The 17285-nt window shown below is 71.8% G+C and carries 17 protein-coding genes; 9 read left to right on the top strand and 8 right to left on the bottom strand.

Going from position 1 to position 17285, the window contains the following annotated elements:
• Nucleotides 1–302: 302 nt before the first annotated feature.
• The 9 genes from OHL10_RS10605 (at nt 303) to OHL10_RS10565 (ending at nt 9098) form a co-directional block, all read left to right on the top strand.
• Nucleotides 303–599, top strand: a complete 297-nt coding sequence (locus OHL10_RS10605) for a hypothetical protein (protein WP_265522176.1) — start codon at nt 303–305, stop codon at nt 597–599.
• A gap of 135 nt (nt 600–734) precedes the next feature.
• On the top strand, nt 735–1775 hold the full coding sequence (locus tag OHL10_RS10600) for an adenosine deaminase (RefSeq protein ID WP_265522175.1): 1041 nt from the start codon (nt 735–737) through the stop codon (nt 1773–1775).
• Nucleotides 1776–1965: 190 nt separating this feature from the next.
• A complete protein-coding gene (gene murA, locus OHL10_RS10595; RefSeq protein ID WP_265522174.1) occupies nt 1966–3294 on the top strand; it encodes a UDP-N-acetylglucosamine 1-carboxyvinyltransferase in 1329 nt (442 codons plus the stop codon).
• Nucleotides 3295–3415: 121 nt separating this feature from the next.
• On the top strand, nt 3416–4441 hold the full coding sequence (locus OHL10_RS10590; RefSeq protein WP_265522173.1) for an ABC transporter ATP-binding protein: 1026 nt from the start codon (nt 3416–3418) through the stop codon (nt 4439–4441).
• Nucleotides 4438–5322: an ABC transporter permease gene (locus OHL10_RS10585; RefSeq protein WP_265522172.1), complete on the top strand. Its 885-nt coding sequence runs from the start codon at nt 4438–4440 to the stop codon at nt 5320–5322. The genes OHL10_RS10590 and OHL10_RS10585 overlap by 4 nt, the downstream gene beginning before the upstream one ends.
• A 76-nt stretch (nt 5323–5398) precedes the next feature.
• Nucleotides 5399–6673, top strand: coding sequence for a sensor histidine kinase (locus OHL10_RS10580; RefSeq protein ID WP_265522171.1), 1275 nt, complete (start codon nt 5399–5401; stop codon nt 6671–6673).
• The gene (locus OHL10_RS10575; protein ID WP_265522170.1) at nt 6670–7275 is read left to right on the top strand and encodes a response regulator transcription factor; all 606 of its coding nucleotides are present in this window, start codon (nt 6670–6672) and stop codon (nt 7273–7275) included. The genes OHL10_RS10580 and OHL10_RS10575 overlap by 4 nt, the downstream gene beginning before the upstream one ends.
• 18 nt (nt 7276–7293) lie before the next feature.
• A complete protein-coding gene (locus OHL10_RS10570; protein ID WP_265522169.1) occupies nt 7294–8022 on the top strand; it encodes a lysophospholipid acyltransferase family protein in 729 nt (242 codons plus the stop codon).
• Nucleotides 8023–8087: 65 nt separating this feature from the next.
• Nucleotides 8088–9098, top strand: a complete 1011-nt coding sequence (locus tag OHL10_RS10565; RefSeq protein WP_425498997.1) for an NAD(P)H-dependent glycerol-3-phosphate dehydrogenase — start codon at nt 8088–8090, stop codon at nt 9096–9098.
• A gap of 25 nt (nt 9099–9123) precedes the next feature.
• On the opposite strand, the gene OHL10_RS10560 is transcribed toward OHL10_RS10565, so the two are convergent.
• The 8 genes from OHL10_RS10560 to OHL10_RS10525 all read right to left on the bottom strand — a co-directional run bounded on the left by OHL10_RS10560 (nt 9124) and on the right by OHL10_RS10525 (nt 17224).
• The gene (locus OHL10_RS10560; protein ID WP_265522167.1) at nt 9124–9858 is read right to left on the bottom strand and encodes an AMIN-like domain-containing (lipo)protein; all 735 of its coding nucleotides are present in this window, start codon (nt 9856–9858) and stop codon (nt 9124–9126) included.
• Nucleotides 9859–9908: 50 nt separating this feature from the next.
• Nucleotides 9909–11069: a trans-sulfuration enzyme family protein gene (locus OHL10_RS10555; protein ID WP_265522166.1), complete on the bottom strand. Its 1161-nt coding sequence runs from the start codon at nt 11067–11069 to the stop codon at nt 9909–9911.
• Nucleotides 11070–11136: 67 nt separating this feature from the next.
• Nucleotides 11137–12312, bottom strand: coding sequence for an acyl-CoA dehydrogenase family protein (locus tag OHL10_RS10550; RefSeq protein ID WP_265522165.1), 1176 nt, complete (start codon nt 12310–12312; stop codon nt 11137–11139).
• Between the two features lie 98 nt (nt 12313–12410).
• On the bottom strand, nt 12411–13187 hold the full coding sequence (locus OHL10_RS10545; RefSeq protein ID WP_265522164.1) for an ABC transporter ATP-binding protein: 777 nt from the start codon (nt 13185–13187) through the stop codon (nt 12411–12413).
• Nucleotides 13180–13932, bottom strand: coding sequence for an ABC transporter ATP-binding protein (locus OHL10_RS10540; protein ID WP_265522163.1), 753 nt, complete (start codon nt 13930–13932; stop codon nt 13180–13182). Before OHL10_RS10540 ends, OHL10_RS10545 begins: the two co-directional genes overlap by 8 nt.
• Complete coding sequence (locus tag OHL10_RS10535; protein ID WP_265522162.1) at nt 13929–15104, bottom strand: branched-chain amino acid ABC transporter permease; 1176 nt, start codon at nt 15102–15104, stop codon at nt 13929–13931. Before OHL10_RS10535 ends, OHL10_RS10540 begins: the two co-directional genes overlap by 4 nt.
• Nucleotides 15088–15972: a branched-chain amino acid ABC transporter permease gene (locus tag OHL10_RS10530; RefSeq protein ID WP_265522161.1), complete on the bottom strand. Its 885-nt coding sequence runs from the start codon at nt 15970–15972 to the stop codon at nt 15088–15090. Before OHL10_RS10530 ends, OHL10_RS10535 begins: the two co-directional genes overlap by 17 nt.
• A 7-nt stretch (nt 15973–15979) precedes the next feature.
• The gene (locus tag OHL10_RS10525; protein ID WP_265522160.1) at nt 15980–17224 is read right to left on the bottom strand and encodes an amino acid ABC transporter substrate-binding protein; all 1245 of its coding nucleotides are present in this window, start codon (nt 17222–17224) and stop codon (nt 15980–15982) included.
• Between the last annotated feature and the right edge of the window lie 61 nt (nt 17225–17285).

Here is a 17285-nt window from a genome sequence, read left to right as displayed (position 1 = left end):
ACTCGTCTCGCCGCGTCTCGCCGACCCCGTTCTGGGTGGCCGGGCTCGCGGACTCGTGTGGCAGCCGATCGCGCGGACTTGGGCGCAGGACCTCTCCATCGCAGGCGGGTCCGGCGGCCATGAGGCGTGACGCAGCTGACGGCTCGGAGCCTGCGGCTTCCCGGAGCCTTCGTCCGCCACCCTGGGCCGAACTGGCTGCTCTCGGCGTCGTCGGTCTTCTCGTCGTCGCCGCGACCCTCGGGCCGCGCCTACCGCTACCGGGACGCGACTGTCCGGCGATCGGCTACTCCAGCCTCCTTGAAGTGGCCCTCTCGGGAGACACCGCCGAGGTGGCACGGCTCCAGGTGCGCGACGGCGAGCACTGGCAACCGACCCTTTCGACGGGGTCCGACGTGACGGTGCCTGTGATCCCGACGTCGCGGGACGGCGACACCTGGATCATCACGCTCTTCTACCCGCCGAACCCGATCGAGCTCCGCGCGCTCGGCGAGGACGAGGACGTGGTGGCTCGCACCGCGGTCGATGTCACCTGGGTCAGCGTCGGCGGCACCGAGGCCTGCGGCGGCCCGATGGAGGGCAAGGTCGACTGGGTGCTCTGAGGTGCTCCCGTGACGTGCCGTGCTGTCGTTCGTCTCTTCTTCGCGGTTACGGTTCGACGGGAGGTCCCGTGTGCTTCGACTCGGGGCTGAGAGACGATGGTGGGACAGCGATGACCGGACCCGACAAGGAGACCCATGACCCTGCCTGCCACGCCCACGCGCGAGTTCATCACCGGCCTGCCGAAGGCCGAGTTGCACCTGCACCTCGAAGGGACGCTCGAGCCCGAGCTCAAGCTGCGACTCGCCGAGCGCAACGGGATCGACATCGGCCAGTCGACGGTCGAGGAGATCCGCGCGACGTACGCGTTCGACTCGCTCGCGAGCTTCCTCGCCGTGTACTACCCGGCGATGGAGGTCCTGCAGACGGCGGACGACTTCTACGAGCTCGCGGACGCCTACCTCGCGCGGGCAGCGGCGGACGGCGTCCGGCATGTCGAGATGTTCTTCGACCCGCAGGCCCACACGTCGCGCGGGGTGCCGTTCGAGGCGGTCGTCACGGGGTACCACCGCGCGGCCGCCGAGGCGCCGACGAAGCACGGGGTCGACGCGCACCTCATCCTGTGCTTCCTGCGCGACATGTCGGCGGAGAGCGCCGCGGAGACGCTCGAGGCGTCGGTGCCGTTCGCCGACCGCATCCTCGGGGTCGGGCTCGACTCGGACGAGCGCGGCAACCCGCCGGAGAAGTTCGCGGGCGTGTTCGCCCGGGCGCGCGAGCTCGGCTACCGCCTGACGATGCACTGCGACATCGACCAGGAGGGGAGCATCGACAACATCCGCACCGTGCTCGACCGCATCGGGGTGGACCGCGTGGACCACGGGACGAACGTCGTGGAGGACCCGGCGCTCGTCGACGTCGTGCGCGAGCGCGGCCTCGGGCTGACGTGCTGCCCGGTCTCGAACTCGTTCGTCACCGACGAGATGAAGGCGACGGAGATCGCCGCGCTCCTGCGCTCGGGCGTGCGGGTCACGGTGAACTCCGACGACCCCGCCTACTTCGGCGGCTACGTCGCGGACAACTACGTGGCGCTCGTCGAGGCGGCAGGGCTGACGACCGAGGAGGTCGTGACGCTCGCCGCGAACTCGTTCGAGGCGTCGTGGCTGGGGGACGCGGAGCGCGCGGAGTACCTCGCCGAGATCGACCGCTACGTCGCCGGCCACGAGGCGCCGTCGTCCTGACGGGGGTTGCGCGCGCCCGGCCTGCGGGGCGAGGGTGGTGGTCACGGTGACGGTTCCTCCACCGGACCTCCACGGGCATGGCTGCATCGGGAGCGCGCGGGGTGAATAATCGCTTGGTGCTCCGTTCTGGCGCACGGGGCCCGCTCGCGGGCCCAGGGACTACCCGCTGTCGAGAGGGCTATCAGAGCTGATGAACGATCTGCTGTACGTGGGCGGGGGAAACCCGCTGAACGGGACCATCACGGTGCGCGGCGCCAAGAACTTCGTCTCCAAGGCGATGGTGGCGTCGTTGCTGGGTGAGTCGCCGAGCGTGCTGCGCAACGTGCCGCAGATCCGCGACGTCGGTGTCGTGACGGGCCTGCTCGAGCTGCACGGGGTCGCGGTGAAGTCGGATCCCGACGCGGGGATCCTCGACCTGGACCCGAGCAACGTCGAGTCCGCGCACGTCGCCGACATCGACGCCCACGCCGGCTCGTCGCGTATCCCGATCCTGTTCTGCGGGCCGCTGCTGCACCGGCTCGGCGAGGCGTTCATCCCCGACCTGGGTGGCTGCCGCATCGGCGACCGGCCGATCAACTACCACCTGGACATCTTGCGGCAGTTCGGTGCCGTGGTGGACAAGCGTGAGGGCGGCATCCACATCCGCGCCCCGCGGCGCCTGCACGGCACCAAGATCTCCCTGCCGTACCCCTCGGTCGGCGCGACCGAGCAGCTCCTCCTCACGGCCGTGCGGGCCGAGGGCATCACCGAGCTGTCGAACGCGGCGATCGAGCCCGAGATCATGGACCTCATCGCCGTCCTGCAGAAGATGGGCGCGATCATCTCCGTGGACACGGACCGCGTGATCCGCATCGAAGGCGTCGACCGCCTCGAGGGGTACACGCACACCGCGCTCGGCGACCGCATCGAAGCGGCGTCGTGGGCGTCCGCGGCGCTCGCGACAGGCGGTGACGTCACCGTCAAGGGTGCGACGCAGCCCGAGATGATGACCTTCCTCAACACCTTCCGCAAGGTCGGCGGGCGCTTCGACGTGCAGGACGACGGCATCCGGTTCTGGCACCCGGGCGGCGACCTCGACCCCATCGTGCTCGAGACCGACGTGCACCCCGGTTTTATGACGGACTGGCAGCAGCCGCTCGTCGTGGCGCTCACGCAGGCGAAGGGCCTGTCGATCGTCCACGAGACGGTCTACGAGAACCGCTTCGGCTTTACCGACGCGCTGCGCGGCATGGGCGCGACCATCCAGGTGTACAAGGAGTGCCTGGGCGGGCGCGACTGCCGGTTCGGCCAGCGCAACTTCCACCACTCGGTCGTCGTCTCCGGTCCCACGCCCCTCTCGGCCGCCGACATCGAGGTCCCCGACCTGCGCGGGGGCTTCTCGCACCTCATCGCCGCGCTCGCGGCGAAGGGCACCTCCACGGTGCGGGGCATCAGCCTCATCGACCGTGGCTACGAGAACTTCCAGGACAAGCTCGTCGCCCTCGGCGCGGACGTCAGCCGGGACGCCGGGAGGTCCTGACCTCACCGGGCGTGGCGTGACATCTGTCACGCCATGCCGGTGACGGCGTGTACGCGACCGGTGACGGCGCGCACTGCCGCTCGCCCGAGAGCGGCGGCAGGCTGGAGGCATGGACACCTCCATGGACACCTCACCTGGGTCGGCGCTCGACCACGAGACGATCATCGACGTGCACGCGGTGCGTCGCCGCTACGGCTCGCGCACCGGCGCCCGCCCCGAGTTCGAGGCCGTGCGCGGCGTCGACCTGCACGTGCGCCGCGGCGAGCTCTTCGCGCTGCTCGGCACGAACGGCGCCGGGAAGACCTCGCTCCTCGAGGTCGTCGAGGGCCTCGCCCGGCCGAGCGACGGCACGGTGCACGTCTTCGGCCAGGACCCCTACCGCCGTCGGTCCCTCGTGCGTCCGCGCATCGGCATCATGCTGCAGGAGGCGGGCTTCCCGTCGGATCTCACGACCGAGGAGACCGCCCGGATGTGGGCGGGCACGCTGCAGGAGTCCCGACCGGTCGCCGAGGCGCTCGACCTGGTGGACCTGCGCGGCCGCTCGTCCGTCGCCGTGAAGTCGCTCTCGGGTGGTGAGCGCCGGCGCCTCGACCTCGCGCTGGCCCTCCTCGGTCGGCCCGAGGTCCTGTTCCTCGACGAACCCACCACCGGGCTCGACCCGGAGAGCCGCCGGTCCGTGTGGGAGCTCGTCAGCTCGCTGCTCGACGAGGGCACGACCGTCGTCCTGACCACCCACTACCTGGAGGAGGCGGAGCGGCTCGCGGACCGGCTCGCGATCATGCACGGCGGCCGGATCGTGCGCGAGGGGACCGTCGCCGAGATCGTCGGCTCCGAGCCTGCGCACGTCTACCTCGACGCCGCGGCCGTGCGGCCGGACGACCTGCCCTCGCTGCCCGACGTCGTCGCTCCCACCCGGGTGGACGCCGGGCGCCTCGTGATCCCCACGCGCGCGCTGCAGCCCACCCTCGCGACGCTGCTGGCCTGGGCGACCGAGCACGACGTCGCCCTCACCGGCCTCGAGGCGCGGCCGGCGTCCCTCGAGCAGGCGTTCCTCACGATCGCCGCCGACCACCTCACCGACCACCCCACCGACGGTACCGCCGACCACCCGGCCGCAGGCCACACCCGTCAGGAGGCCGCAGCATGACCACCCTCGCCACCGAACCACCGACCAGCCCCGCCCCCCGCGCTGCCACCGGTCCCGCGTCGCGCACCCGCCCGGACGGGCTGCGGGCGCGGCTCCGCCGCACCGGCTCGCTCGTGCGGGCCGAGACCCGGCTGCTGCTGCGCAACCGCACGGCGCTGTTCAACGGCCTCGCGCTCGCACCCGCCATGGTCGCGTTCCTCCACGTGACCGGGACCTTCGAGGCCTTGGCCGCCGCGGACCCGGGCGCCTCCGTCGGGGCGCTCGCGCTGGTCTCGCTCGCCTGCTTCGCCCTGATGTTCGTCGTCTACTACAACCTGGCCAGCGCGTACGTCGCCAGGCGCGAGGAGCTCGTCCTCAAGCGGCTGCGGACGGGACAGGTTACCGACGCCGAGATCCTCGCCGGCGCGGCGACGCCCGCCGTGGTGACCCTGCTCGGCCAGCTCGTGCTCGGCGGCGCGGCCGTCGCGCTGTGGATCGGGCTGGACGTCCCGACGAACCTCGTCCTCGTGCTCGTCGCCCTCCTCGGCGGGACCTTCGTGTTCACCACGCTCGCCGCGGCCAGCACCGCCTTCACCAGGACGCTCGAGTCGGCGCAGCTCTCGACCCTGCCGATCATGGCCGTGGCCCTGCTGTTCTCCGGGGTGACCTTGCCGCTCGACGTGCTCCCCGACCCGGTGCAGGTGATCGCGCAGCTCACTCCGCTGCACGCCGTCGCCGAGCTCCTCGGGACGGGACTGACGGGTGTGGGTCCCGACGGCGCGACGTACTCCTTCGTCGAGTCCTTCGCCGCCGGCGCGGCGCCGCTCGCCGTGCTCGCCGCGTGGTGCCTGGCCGGGGCCTGGCTCGCCGGGCGGTACATGAGCTGGGAGCCGCGACGCTGACGTGGCGAGGCGGACGAGGTCGGGCCAGGGGCGTCGCCGGTGCCGCCGGCACCGGAGCCGTGACAAGGTGGTGGACGTGAGAGTTCCCGGCAACATCTTCGGCGTGTGGCAGCGCAGCTCGGACCCGGAGCGGTTCGACGCCTACACCCGCTGGTCGCTCTACGTGCTGTCCGCGTGCGAGGTGTTCCTCGTGCTGTGGGTCGTGGGCCTGGCCGAGCCCGAGCCCTCGCGGCCGGCCCTTCTCGGGCCGCTCCTGATCGTCGCCCTCGTGCACACCGTGGCGTGCATCGGCCTCCTGCGCTCGGGTATCACACAGTTCCTCGGGGGGCCCTCCGCCAAGAGGTGGGTCCTGGGGGCGGCGGTCGCACTCGGCGTGCTGGGCATCGTGCTGAGCACCCTGACGTACCCGGGCCAGGACGCCGCCTACGTCGACGGCAACACCCGGGTCGTGCTCACCCTCGTCTTCGCAGGGTTCACGGTCGCCGCCTGCGCACCCTTGCTCGCGTTCCGCTGGCTGACGGTCGGCGCCGTCGGGATCGGGGGCCTGGTCGCGGGGGTCCACCTTCTCGGGGCCGACCGGCAGGACGGTACGGCCGTCGGGGTCGCCACTGGTCAAGGGTTCGCCCTGATGATCGTGTGCTTCGGTGCCTTCCTGTCCTACCGCGCCTCGATCTGGATGGACGGCGTCGTCTGGGAGCAGGAGCGCACCCGCGTCCTGCACGCCCGGCTCGCCGTGGCCGAGGAACGCCTGCGTTTCTCCCGTGACCTGCACGACGTGTTCGGTCGCACCCTGTCCGTCGTCGCGGTCAAGAGCGAGCTCGCGGCAGAGCTCACCGCCCGCGGCCGTCCCGGCGCGGAGGAGCAGATGCTCGAGGTCCGTCAGATCGCGCAGGAGGCGCTGCGCGAGGTGCGGTCGGTCGTCGCGGGCTACCGCAGCGCGGACCTCGCCGCCGAGCTCGCCGGCGCACGCTCCGTCCTCCGCTCGGCCGGGATCGACACCACGGTGACGGGCGAGGACGTCCAGGTCGGCAAGGAGGCCCAGGAGGCCCTCGCCTGGGTGGTCCGCGAGGGGGTGACGAACGTCGTGCGCCACTCGGCCGCGGCGACCTGCCGCGTCGAGCTGCGCCGCGACGCCGACGGTGCGGTCCTCGAGATCGTCAACGACGGCGTGACCTCGCCGCCGGGACGTGGGTCCGGCCTCGTCGGGCTCTCCGAACGCCTCGCCGGTGTCCGCGGCGAGCTGACGACCTGGTACGAGGACGAGCGGTTCGGTCTCGTCGCCCGGGTGCCCGACCGCGCACCGACCCCTACCTACGCTCCTTCTGCCCTCGAGAAAGGCACCCACGCGTGATCCGCATCCTGCTCGCCGACGACGAGAACCTCATCCGTGACGCCGTCGCCTCGCTCCTGGCGCTGGAGGACGACATCGAGGTAGTCGCGCAGGCGGCCTCCGGGATCGAGGCCGTCGCCGCGGCGCGCAAGCACACGCCCGACGTCGCGGTCCTCGACCTCCAGATGCCCGGCCTGGACGGGGTGCAGGTCGCCGAGGCGCTCGCCACCGAGCTGCCGTCGTGCGCCGTGGTGATCGTCACGAGCCACGGCCGGCCCGGGTACCTCAAGCGATCGCTCGAGGCAGGGGTCCGCGCGTTCCTGCCGAAGACGGTCTCCTCGCGCGTCCTCGCGGACGTCGTCCGGCAGGTGCACGACGGCGGCCGGTACGTCGACCCGGAGCTCGCCGCCGAGGCGATCGCGGCGGGTGCCAGCCCGCTGACGGCTCGTGAGTCCGACGTCCTCGAGCTCGCCGCCGGCGGCGCGCCCGTCGAGGAGATCGCGACGCGCGCGTCGCTCGCGCCGGGCACGGTCCGCAACTACCTGTCGTCGGCGGCGGCGAAGCTCGGCGCGGCCAACCGGCACGAGGCCGTGCACATCGCGCGCCGGCACGGGTGGATCTGACCGGTAGGCTCGGTGTCCGTGCCGACAGCTCACCCCACCAGCCGCGTCTACCGCGGCGTCGCGTTCGTCCTGCGTCCGATCCTGTTCGCCATCACCCGTCGTGACTGGCAGGGCACCCAGAACCTGCCCGCCACCGGTGGCTACATCGCCGCGGCGAACCACATGACGAACATCGACCCCCTGACGTTCGCGCACTTCCTCTACGACAACGGGCGCGCGCCGAAGATCCTCGCGAAGTCGTCGCTGTGGAAGGTGCCGGGCCTCGGCTGGCTGCTCACGCAGACCGGCATGATCCCGGTGCACCGGTCCACGACGGCCGCGGCCTCGTCCCTCGCGGACGCGGTCGCCCAGCTCGAGGCGGGGGAGTGCGTCGCGGTCTTCCCCGAGGGCACGCTCACCCGTGAGCCCGACCTGTGGCCCATGATGGGCAAGACCGGGGTGGCGCGGCTGGCGCTGGTCTCGCGCGCGCCGGTCGTCCCCATCGCCCAGTGGGGCGCGCAGGACCTCCTGGGCCGGTACAAGAAGCTCTTCAAGCCGATCCCGCCGAAGAAGATCGCCGTGCACGCGGGCCCGCCCGTGGACCTCTCCGACCTGTACGACCGCCCGCTGGACACCGCGACGCTGCGCGAGGCCACCGACCGGGTCATGGACGCCGTCACGGTCCTGCTCGAGGAGATCCGCGGCGAGAAGGCTCCCGCCGAGCGCTACGACGTGCGCAAGCACCCCGGCTCGGAGGGCCGATCATGAGCGCGACGGAGTCCGCGCAGCCCGAGCCCGCGCAGCCCGAGTCCGCGCAGCCCGACGCCGCACCGATCACCGCGGCCGTGCTCGGCTCGGGCAGCTGGGGGACGACCTTCGCGGCGGTCCTCGCCGACGCCGGCTGCACGGTCCGCCTGTGGGGACGCGACCAGGAGGTCGCGGACCAGGTCACCTCGCAGCACCGTAACGAGAAGTACCTGCCCGGCGTCGAGCTCCCGGCCAGGATCACGGGGACGACGGACGCCGCCGAGGCGCTCGCGGGCGCACAGCTCGTCGTCGTCGCGATCCCGTCCCAGGTCGCCCGGACGACGCTCGAGGGCCTGCGGTCGCACGTCGCGCCCGGAGCCGTCGCCGTCTCCCTCATGAAGGGCGTCGAGCTCAGCACCGACCGGCGCATGAGCGAGGTCGTGGCGGAGGCGCTCGACCTGCCGGCCGACCGGGTCGCGGTCGTCTCCGGCCCCAACCTCGCGCGCGAGATCGCCGACAGGCAGCCGACCGCGACCGTGGTCTCCTGCAGCGACGAGGCGACCGCGCGGTTCGTCGCGCGCGCTTGCTCGACGCCGTACTTCCGTCCCTACACGAACGCCGACGTCGTCGGGGTCGAGCTGTGCGGTGCTGTGAAGAACGTCATCGCCCTGGCGGTGGGCATCGCCCAGGGCCGGGGGTTCGGGTACAACACGACGGCGACCGTCATCACCCGGGGCCTGGTGGAGATCACCCGCCTCGGGCTGTCGCTCGGCGCGGACTCCGCGACCTTCTCCGGCCTCGCCGGGATGGGCGACCTCGTCGCGACGTGCTCGTCGCCGTTGTCGCGCAACCACACCCTCGGCAAGCACATCGGCCAGGGCATGACGCTGGAGGAGGCCGTCGCCGCGACCGGCGGGACGGCCGAGGGTGTCAAGTCCTGCCGGTCGGTGCTCGAGCTGGGGCAGAAGGCCGGCGTCGACATGCCCATCACTGCCGGTGTGGTCGCGGTGCTCCACGAGGGCATGCCGGTCGACGACATGGCACGCGGGCTGCTGTCACGGCCCCAGAAGTCGGAGGGCGTGTCCGTCGACCACTGAGCCCTGCGGACGGGCTGGACCCCGGTCAGTCGTCGCGCACGTCGACCACCACGCGTACGGGGTCCTCGAGGGCGAACACGCGGAACGCCGGCCGGTCGTCGTCGTCGACCCCGATGAACGCCTGGGTGTAGCCCTCGAACACACCGCGGAGCAGGACCTCTTCGATCTCGTCGAGCTCGTCCGACCGGAGCGGGTTCTCGCCGGCGTACTCCTCGACCCCGCTGTCCATCGGGTAGGCCGAGCCGGAGATCATCACCTGCAGGAACGCGTCACCGTCGACCTCCACCGGGGACCCCGTGCCGTCGTCGGCCGGCTCGTCGACGTACTCGACGCGCCACCCAGGTGTACCGGTGCCGCCGAGCTCGAAGACGACCCGCTCGAAGTCGTCGTGGTACCCGAGGCGGATGTCCGTCACGGTGAGCATCGCGTCGCTCGAGGGGTCCTGCGTGTCGGGCGAGGCGTCGGCCGGGAACGGGACCGGCGCGGGGGCGAGCTCGTCCGTGCCGTCGTCTGTCGCGTCGTCCGGTGAGTCGGCCGTCGGTTCCGTGCTGGTCTCGTCGTCGCTCGGTGTCGTGGTCGCCTCGGTCGGCGAACTCTCGCCAGTGCTCGTGACCGCACCGTCGGCGGGTCCGTCCCCGCCCGCGCAGGCCGCCGCCGTCAGAAGCGCGGCGACGGTGATCGCCACCCCGGCGGTGCCGGGGCGCCGGGTCGACCCGCGGGTGTCGGGCTGCTGGCGCCGTGGGAGTCCTGAGCGGCTCACGTGATCCTCCGGTTCGACGACAGGGCCGGCGCGACGCCGGTCCACCGATGCTACGTGCGCAAGCCGTCCAGGGCCTGTTCGAGATCCGACCACAGGTCCTCGACGGACTCGATGCCCACGGACAGCCGCAGCAGGTCCTCGGGTACGGTGAGCGACTCGGTGGCGAACCGACGTCGCCGCTCGAGACTCGACTCGACGCCCCCGAGGCTCGTCGCGGGGACCCACAGGCGTACGGCCGCCACGAGCGCGTCGGCGGCCGCGGGTCCACCATGCGGGCGCAGCCCGAGGATGGACCCGAAGCCGTGCATCAGGCGCGCGGCTCGCTCGTGCCCGGGGTCGTCCGGGAGGCTGGGGTGGCGCACCTCGGCGACACCGGGGTGCGCGGCGAGGCGGTGCGCGAGCTCGGCGGCGTTCGCCTGGGACCGCTCGACGCGCAGGGCGAGCGTGCGGAGCCCGCGGAGAGCGAGCCACACCTCGAACGGCCCGGGGACCGAGCCGTGGAGCGTCCGGTAGGCGCGCAGCCGCGCCGCGATCTCGGGGGAGTCGGTCACCGCGGCACCGAGGACGACGTCGGAGTGGCCGGCGAGGTACTTGGTGACCGAGTGCACGACGACGTCGGCCCCGTGGGCGAGCGGCTGCTGGCCCAGCGGGGTGGCGAAGGTGTTGTCCACGACGCTGAGCACGTCCCGCTCCCGTGCGGCAGTGAGCAGGGCAGGAAGGTCCGCGACCTCGAGCATGGGGTTGGTCGGGGACTCGACCAGCAGCAAGGAGGCACCGTCGAGCGCGGCGACGACCTGGTCGGTGTCGGCGACGTCCACCCGGCGCACGGTCACGCCCGCGCGCCGGGTGAGGTCGTCGACGAACCCGAGGGTCACCTGGTACGCGTGCCGGGGCAGGACGACGGTCCCGCCCGCGGGCACCGACGACAGGGCCGCCGCGATCGCCGCCATGCCGGAGCCGAACGCGACGGCGGGCTCGCCGGCGCCCTCCAGCGCGGCGAGCGCCTCCTCGAAGGGGTGCCACGTCTCGGTGTCCATGCGGGTGTACAGCATCTCGCCGGGTTGCTGCACGCCCTGCGACACGTAGGTCGAGGAGAGCACGAGGGGCGGGTTGACCGGCGCGCCCTGCGTGCGCTCCGGGCGGCCTGCGGCGACCGCGAGCGTCTCCGGCCGGAGGGCCGCCGGACCGTGCGGGGGGTGGCTGGACGTCATGGAGGGAGCGTACGCCGCAGCGGCCGACGAGTGCCTCGGGCGACCGTCTGGCGGGCGGGAGCGTCGGTCACTCCACCGGACCCAGCAGCGACGTCGCAACGGTCGAGTGTGCCGACTCCGCGTCCGACGGGTGGAAGATCCCGGCCAGCACGTCCCGGGAGAGGCGACCCAGCTCCGACGACGCGAAGTACGTCGAACCACCCGAGACACGCACCGCCTGGTCGACGACGTCCCGCGCGGTCTCCGTCGCCCGCACCTTGAGGCCGGCTGCCGATCGGAACCAGCCCGACCCGTGGTCCACCAGGTCGTCGACATCGCGGGCGAGCCGGTCGATCTGCGGCACGATCCCGTCGAGCGCGATACCGGCCGCCGCGACGCGCCACCGGATGTCCGGGTCCTGCGCGAGGCTGCGGCCGTCGTGCTTCAGCGACGTCCTGCGGTGCGCCGCCTCGACGGCGAGCTCCAGCGCCCGCTGGGCGATGCCCGTGTAGACCGAGGCCAGGAGGATCTCGAACGAGGTGAAGATGGCGAGCACGAGGGGGTCCGTGCTGGGCCCGACGGGAAGCCTGCGCACGACCCGCTCGGCAGGGGCGTGCGCCCCGTCGAGGAGCGTCGTGCGGCTCTGGCTCGCCCGCATCCCGAGGGTGTCCCAGTCGTCGAGGATCTCGAACCCGCCACCGGACCGGGTGACGAACGCGTGCACGAGGTGCGGGCCGTCGTCGGACACGGCGTCGAGGCCGAGGATGCCGAGGCGCGTCCAGCCGGGGGAGTTGGACGTGAAGATCTTCCGTCCGTGGAACGTGTACCCGCCCGCGCCGTCGGGCCGCGCCTCGGTGCGCGAGCCCAGCAGGACGAGGTCGTTGCCGGGCTCGCTGTACCCGAAGCCGAAGACCTCGCCCCGCCCCGCCTCCTCGAGCAGCCAGTCGAGCGACGAGTCCCCGCGCTCGTGCAGGTACCGGGCGACCCCCGTCCACACGTGGTGCATGTTGACGGCGAGGGCCGTGGCGGGAGCCGCGCCCGCGAGGCGTGCCTGCTCCCGCGTGGTCTCGCGCAACCCGAGCCCGGCGCCGCCGAACGACTCCGGGACGAGGGCGCCCAGGTACCCGGCGGCCGTCAGGTCCGCCATGTCCTCCGCGAACCAGGCGTTGTCGCGGTCGTAGCCGGCCGCCCGCGAGCGGACGGCTGCGAGCAGGTCGTCGTCGAGGAGGCGGCGGTCCGGGCTGGAGGGGACGGTGCTGGGCATCGCGGTCCTTCGCGGGAGGGGACGGGCGTGGACGTCGGACGAGCGGTCTGCCCGTCCGACGTCCACCGTACGTCCACCGCGCGGTCAGCCCGGCGCGATCACCCGTCCGTCGACGGCGCGCGCTCGGCGGGACGACCGCCGAGGTAGAGCTCGGAGAGCTGCGGGTCGGCGAGCAGCTCGGGCGCCGGACCGGTGATGTGCACGCACCCGAGGTCGAGGACGCACCCGATGTCCGCGGTCTCGAGCGCCCGGCGGGCGTTCTGCTCGACGAGCAGCACCGCGACGCCGGCCTCGCGCATGCGCACGACCTGCTCGAACACGGTGGCCGTCGTCTTCGGGTCGAGCCCCATCGACGGCTCGTCGAGCAGGACGACCCGCGGGCTGACCATGAGCGAGCGCGCGAACTCGACCTGCTTCTGCTGCCCGCCGGACAGCAGGCCCGCGAGCTGCTTCCACCGCTCCCCGACGATCGGGAACAGGCTCTGCACGAACTCGACGCGCTCGGCGATCAGCGCCTTGTCGCGGAGCGTGTAGGCACCGAGGAGGACGTTCTCGGCGACCGACATCTCGCGGAAGACGCTGTGCCCCTGGAGCACGTGCGCCAGGCCGGAGGTGAGCATCTCCTGCGGGCCCTGCCCGGTGACGTCGGCGCCGTTCACCACGATCCGGCCCGAGCGGGGCGCGAGGAGCCCGCTCGCGACCTTGAGCACGGTCGACTTGCCGGCCCCGTTCGGGCCGACGAGGCAGACCACCGTGGCGGGCGGCACCTTGATCGTCAGGCCCCGCAGGACCATCGCGGCGCGTCCGTAGCCGGCCTGGATGTCGTTGAGCTCGAGGAGGAACTCGGGCTCGGGGGACGACGTCGGGTCAGACACCAAGGTAGGCCTCCAGGACTCGTGGGTCGGTCTGCACGACGTCGGGGGAGCCCTCGGCGATGGGGCGGCCCCGGTCGAACACGATGACGTGGTGGGACAGGCTCATGACCAGCTCCATGTTGTGCTCGACGACGATGAAGGTCTTGCCCTCGGCGTTGAGCTCTTGCACGAGCGTCGCGATGCGCCCGATGAGAGCCGGGTTCACCCCGCCGGCCGGCTCGTCGAGCATGATCGTGTCGGGGTCGGCCATGAGCACGCCCGCGAGCTCGAGGAGTTTTTGCTGCCCGTAGGACAGGTTCCGGGCCTCCGTGTCCTCGAGGTGGTCGATGCCGACACGGACGAGCAGCGCCCGTGCCCTGTCGATCTCCTCGGGGTTGCGCGCGCCGGCCAAGAGCTCCACGACGCCCGTCCGCCGGACGGCGACGAGCAGGTTCTCCAGGACCGTCATGCGGGGGAAGACGCGGCAGAGCTGGAAGCTGCGCCCGATCCCCGCCCGGGCGATCCGGTGCGGTGCCTTGCGCGTGATCGTCTCGCCGCGGTAGGTCACGGTCCCGGAGTCGGGCTTGATCATCCCGGTGACGCAGTTGAAGAAGGTCGTCTTGCCGGAGCCGTTCGGACCGATGACGGCGTTGATCCGTCCCGGCTGAAAGGTGACCGTCGCGTCCTGGACGGCGTGGACGCCGCCGAACGACTTCCTGAGCCCGACGGTCTCGAGGCTCCGTGCCTGCTGCGTCGTCGTGGTCATCGTTCGTCCTCTCCCTCGTCGTCGGCGACGGTCCTGCCGGTGGTCGTGCCGCTCGGGGTGCTGCTCGGGGTGCCGCTCGCCGTGAGGTTGCGCTCCTGCAGCTCGGCGGCCGAGATCTCCCGGATCGAGGAGTCCTGCGGACCGAAGCGCTTGGCGAGCGCCTTGGCCGCGGGGATGATCCCGTCCGGCATGAAGAGCACGACCAGACCCAGGAGCAGCGCCGTCGCGACGAGGTGGAGCTGGGTGTCGCCGAACTCGAGCTTGAAGTACTCGAGGCCGACGCCGACGACCACCGCGCCGAGCAGCGGTCCGTAGAGGTGCCGGACCCCGCCGAAGAGCGCCATCAGCACCATGTAGGAGCCGAGCATGATGGAGAACTGGAAGATCGGGTCGAGGTCGCCGAACCACAGGGCGTACATCCCTCCGGCGAGAGCCGTGAACGTCGCCGAGACGACGTACGCGACGAGCTTGTAGTTGCGCGTCGGCACTCCGAGAGCCTGCGCCTTGTCCTCGTCCTCGCGCACGGCCTTGAGCCCCGTGCCGAAGCGTGACCGGTCGATCAGCCACCAGGCGAGCAGCATGACCGCGAGCAGCGCGGTGAAGAGGTAGAAGAACACGCGGTGGTGCTCGGGCCGCAGCAGGTCGGGGAAGGGTCGGGGGACGACGAGGCCGTCGGACCCGCCGGTGAACGATCCCCAGGCCTGGAACACGAGCAGCAGGATCAGCACGAACGAGATCGACACGATGACGAACGACGCACCACGAACGCGCAGCGCCGCGATGCCGAGCGGGATCGTCACGAGCAGGACGAGGACGCCGGCGAGGAGCCACGCGACGAAGCTCGGGAGCCCGAGGTCGCGGATGAGGATGCCGGTGCCGTAGGCACCCAGGCCGAAGAACGCTGCGTGCCCGAGCGAGACGTAGCCCGTGAAACCACCCATGAAGTTCCAGGCGGTCGCGGTGCAGGCGTAGCTCGCGACGACGATTCCTGCCGACAGGATGTAGGCGTTGGGCGCCATCGACGGGAAGGACAGGACCAGGACGGCGCACACGACGAGCGCCGCGACGCGGGCGACGCGTCCGCGGCTCCAGCGAGCGGACCGGGTCGTGCCGCCCTCCTCCGAGCCCGCGGGCGTGGTCGCCGGGAGGCGCGTGTCAGAAGCGTTGCGCAAGGCGACCTCCGAAGAATCCCTGGGGCCGCAGCATCAAGGTCGCGAAGAGAGCGACGTAGAAGATGGTCTGCGCCCACGTCGTGCCGAGCGGTACCTGGAGAAGGCTCTGGCCGATCCCGAGGACCATCGCGGCGATCGCCGCCCCCGGGATGGAGCCCAGTCCGCCCACGACGATGATCGCCATGAGCGGCCCGATCCAGTGCCAGTGGAGCGACGGGTAGATCGTCGCGTCGAGCGACAGCGCGGTCCCGCCGATGGCCGCCGTGGCCAGTCCCAGACCGAAACCGAAGCCCGCGACCCGATCGGTCTTGATCCCGACGAGCTGCGCCGCCTCGCGGTGCTGGATCGTGGCCCGCAGCGCCTGGCCGAACCGGCTGTGCTTCATGAGGAGGTAGAGCCCGGCGAGCGCGAGGGCGGCGAGCGCGAACGCGACCAGCTTGACGACGGCGATGCGAGCACCGAAGAACTCGATGCTCGCGCCCGAGTACGGGAGCTGGATACGCCGCTGCGTGCCGCTCCAGACGAAGCCGATCATGCCCTCGATGAACAGGGCGACCGCGAAGGTCAGGAGGACCGACATCATCGTCAGGGTCGCCGGACGCAGGCGCGTGATGAGCAGGCGCTGCATGCCCACGCCGACCAGGAAGAACAGCGGCACGGTGATGACGAGCGAGAGCAGCGGATCCATCCCCGTCTGCTGGTGGAAGAACCACGCGAGGTACGCGGCGAGGATGAGGAACGCCGAGTGGGCGATCATCACCACGCGCATCACCCCGAAGTACAGGGTGAGGCCCGCTGCCAGGAGGGCGTAGAGCCCTCCCAGCAGCACGCCGAGCACGAGGCTCTGGAAGAGGAGAGTCCCTGTCACGAGCCGATCACCACTCCGGCTTCGGGTGCACGAGCTCGGCTTCCATCGCGTCCTCGGGCAGGACGATCTGGATCGCTCCGTCGACGTACTGCTGGATGAGGTGCGCGCCCTGGGGCTTGCCGGTCTCGTCCCACGACAGCGGTCCGACGACGGTCTCGACCTCGTTGGTCCGCAGCCAGTCGACGAGCTCCTGCTGGCAGTCGCCCTGCTCGGCGCACCCGACCGCCTCGACCGCGGCCGCGACGACCTGTCCGGTCGTGAACGCGTTGGCCTCGTCCTCACCGGGCGCGTTGCCGTGCAGCGCGGTGTAGCGCTCGACGAAGTCGACGTTCGACGGCCAGCCCGCGTTCTCGGTGTAGCCGGTGGGGGACAGGATGCCCTCCGTCTTCGCGCCGATGGCCGAGGCGAACTCCGGGTTGGTGGGAGCGGTCGAGAACGCCGCGAGCTGCGGCTGGTAGTCGAGCTGCTGCAGCGACACGATGAGGTTGACCGCGTCCTGGTACTGCGTGCCGCCGATGACCATGTCGGCGTCGGAGTCGTCGATCTTCGCGGCGATCGACGAGAAGTCGGTGGTGTTGGGCGGGTACACCTCGTCGACCACGATCTCGAGCCCGCCGTCGGCGAGCTTGTCGCGCAGGCCGTACGCGGTGCCCTGGGCGAACGGGTCGTCCATGGCCGCGACCGCCACCGTCTGCGGGCGCTCGTCCTCGGGCATGGCGAGGATGTGCTCCGCGAGGTAGTTGTAGTGGTCGTCCGCGACGGCCGGAGCCGCGTAGAAGAGGTTCTCGAAGCCCTGCTCGAACACCTCGTTCGCGGCGCCGGCCGGCTCGACGAAGAGCATGCCGTACTCCTCGGCGACCCGGGCGCTCGGCACCACGAGCCGCGTCGAGAAGGGGCCGAAGACGAGGTCCACCTCGTCCTGGGCGATGAGCGCCTCGTAGTCCTGCACGACGCGGTCCGCGTTGGACTGGTCGTCGAGGATCTTCAGCTCCACCTGGCGGCCGAGAAGGCCGCCGTCCTCGTTGATGAACTGCGCCCAGGCCTCGTAGCCGCGCTGCACCCCCTTGCCGGGCTCGGAGAAGTCGCCCGTGAGGGGGAGCGAGATGCCGACGACGATCGGGTCGTCCGACCCGTCACCACCGCCCCCTTCCTCGCCGGAGCACGCGGTGAGTACCAGGGCCGCGGTGGACAGACCGGCGACGACGGCGAACGCGCGTCGGCGGGCAGTGCGTGGGGACAACCGTGGGGACATGGGACTGACTCTCCCTACCTCGTCGTAGTGAAGACCTCGCCCGTACTCCGATGTACGGAAG

This window comes from Oerskovia flava, from assembly GCF_026163685.1.
GTDB lineage: Bacteria > Actinomycetota > Actinomycetes > Actinomycetales > Cellulomonadaceae > Oerskovia_A > Oerskovia_A flava.
The sequence above is the reverse complement of the archived record's forward strand: the minus strand, read 5'-3'. Positions and strand labels throughout refer to the sequence as shown.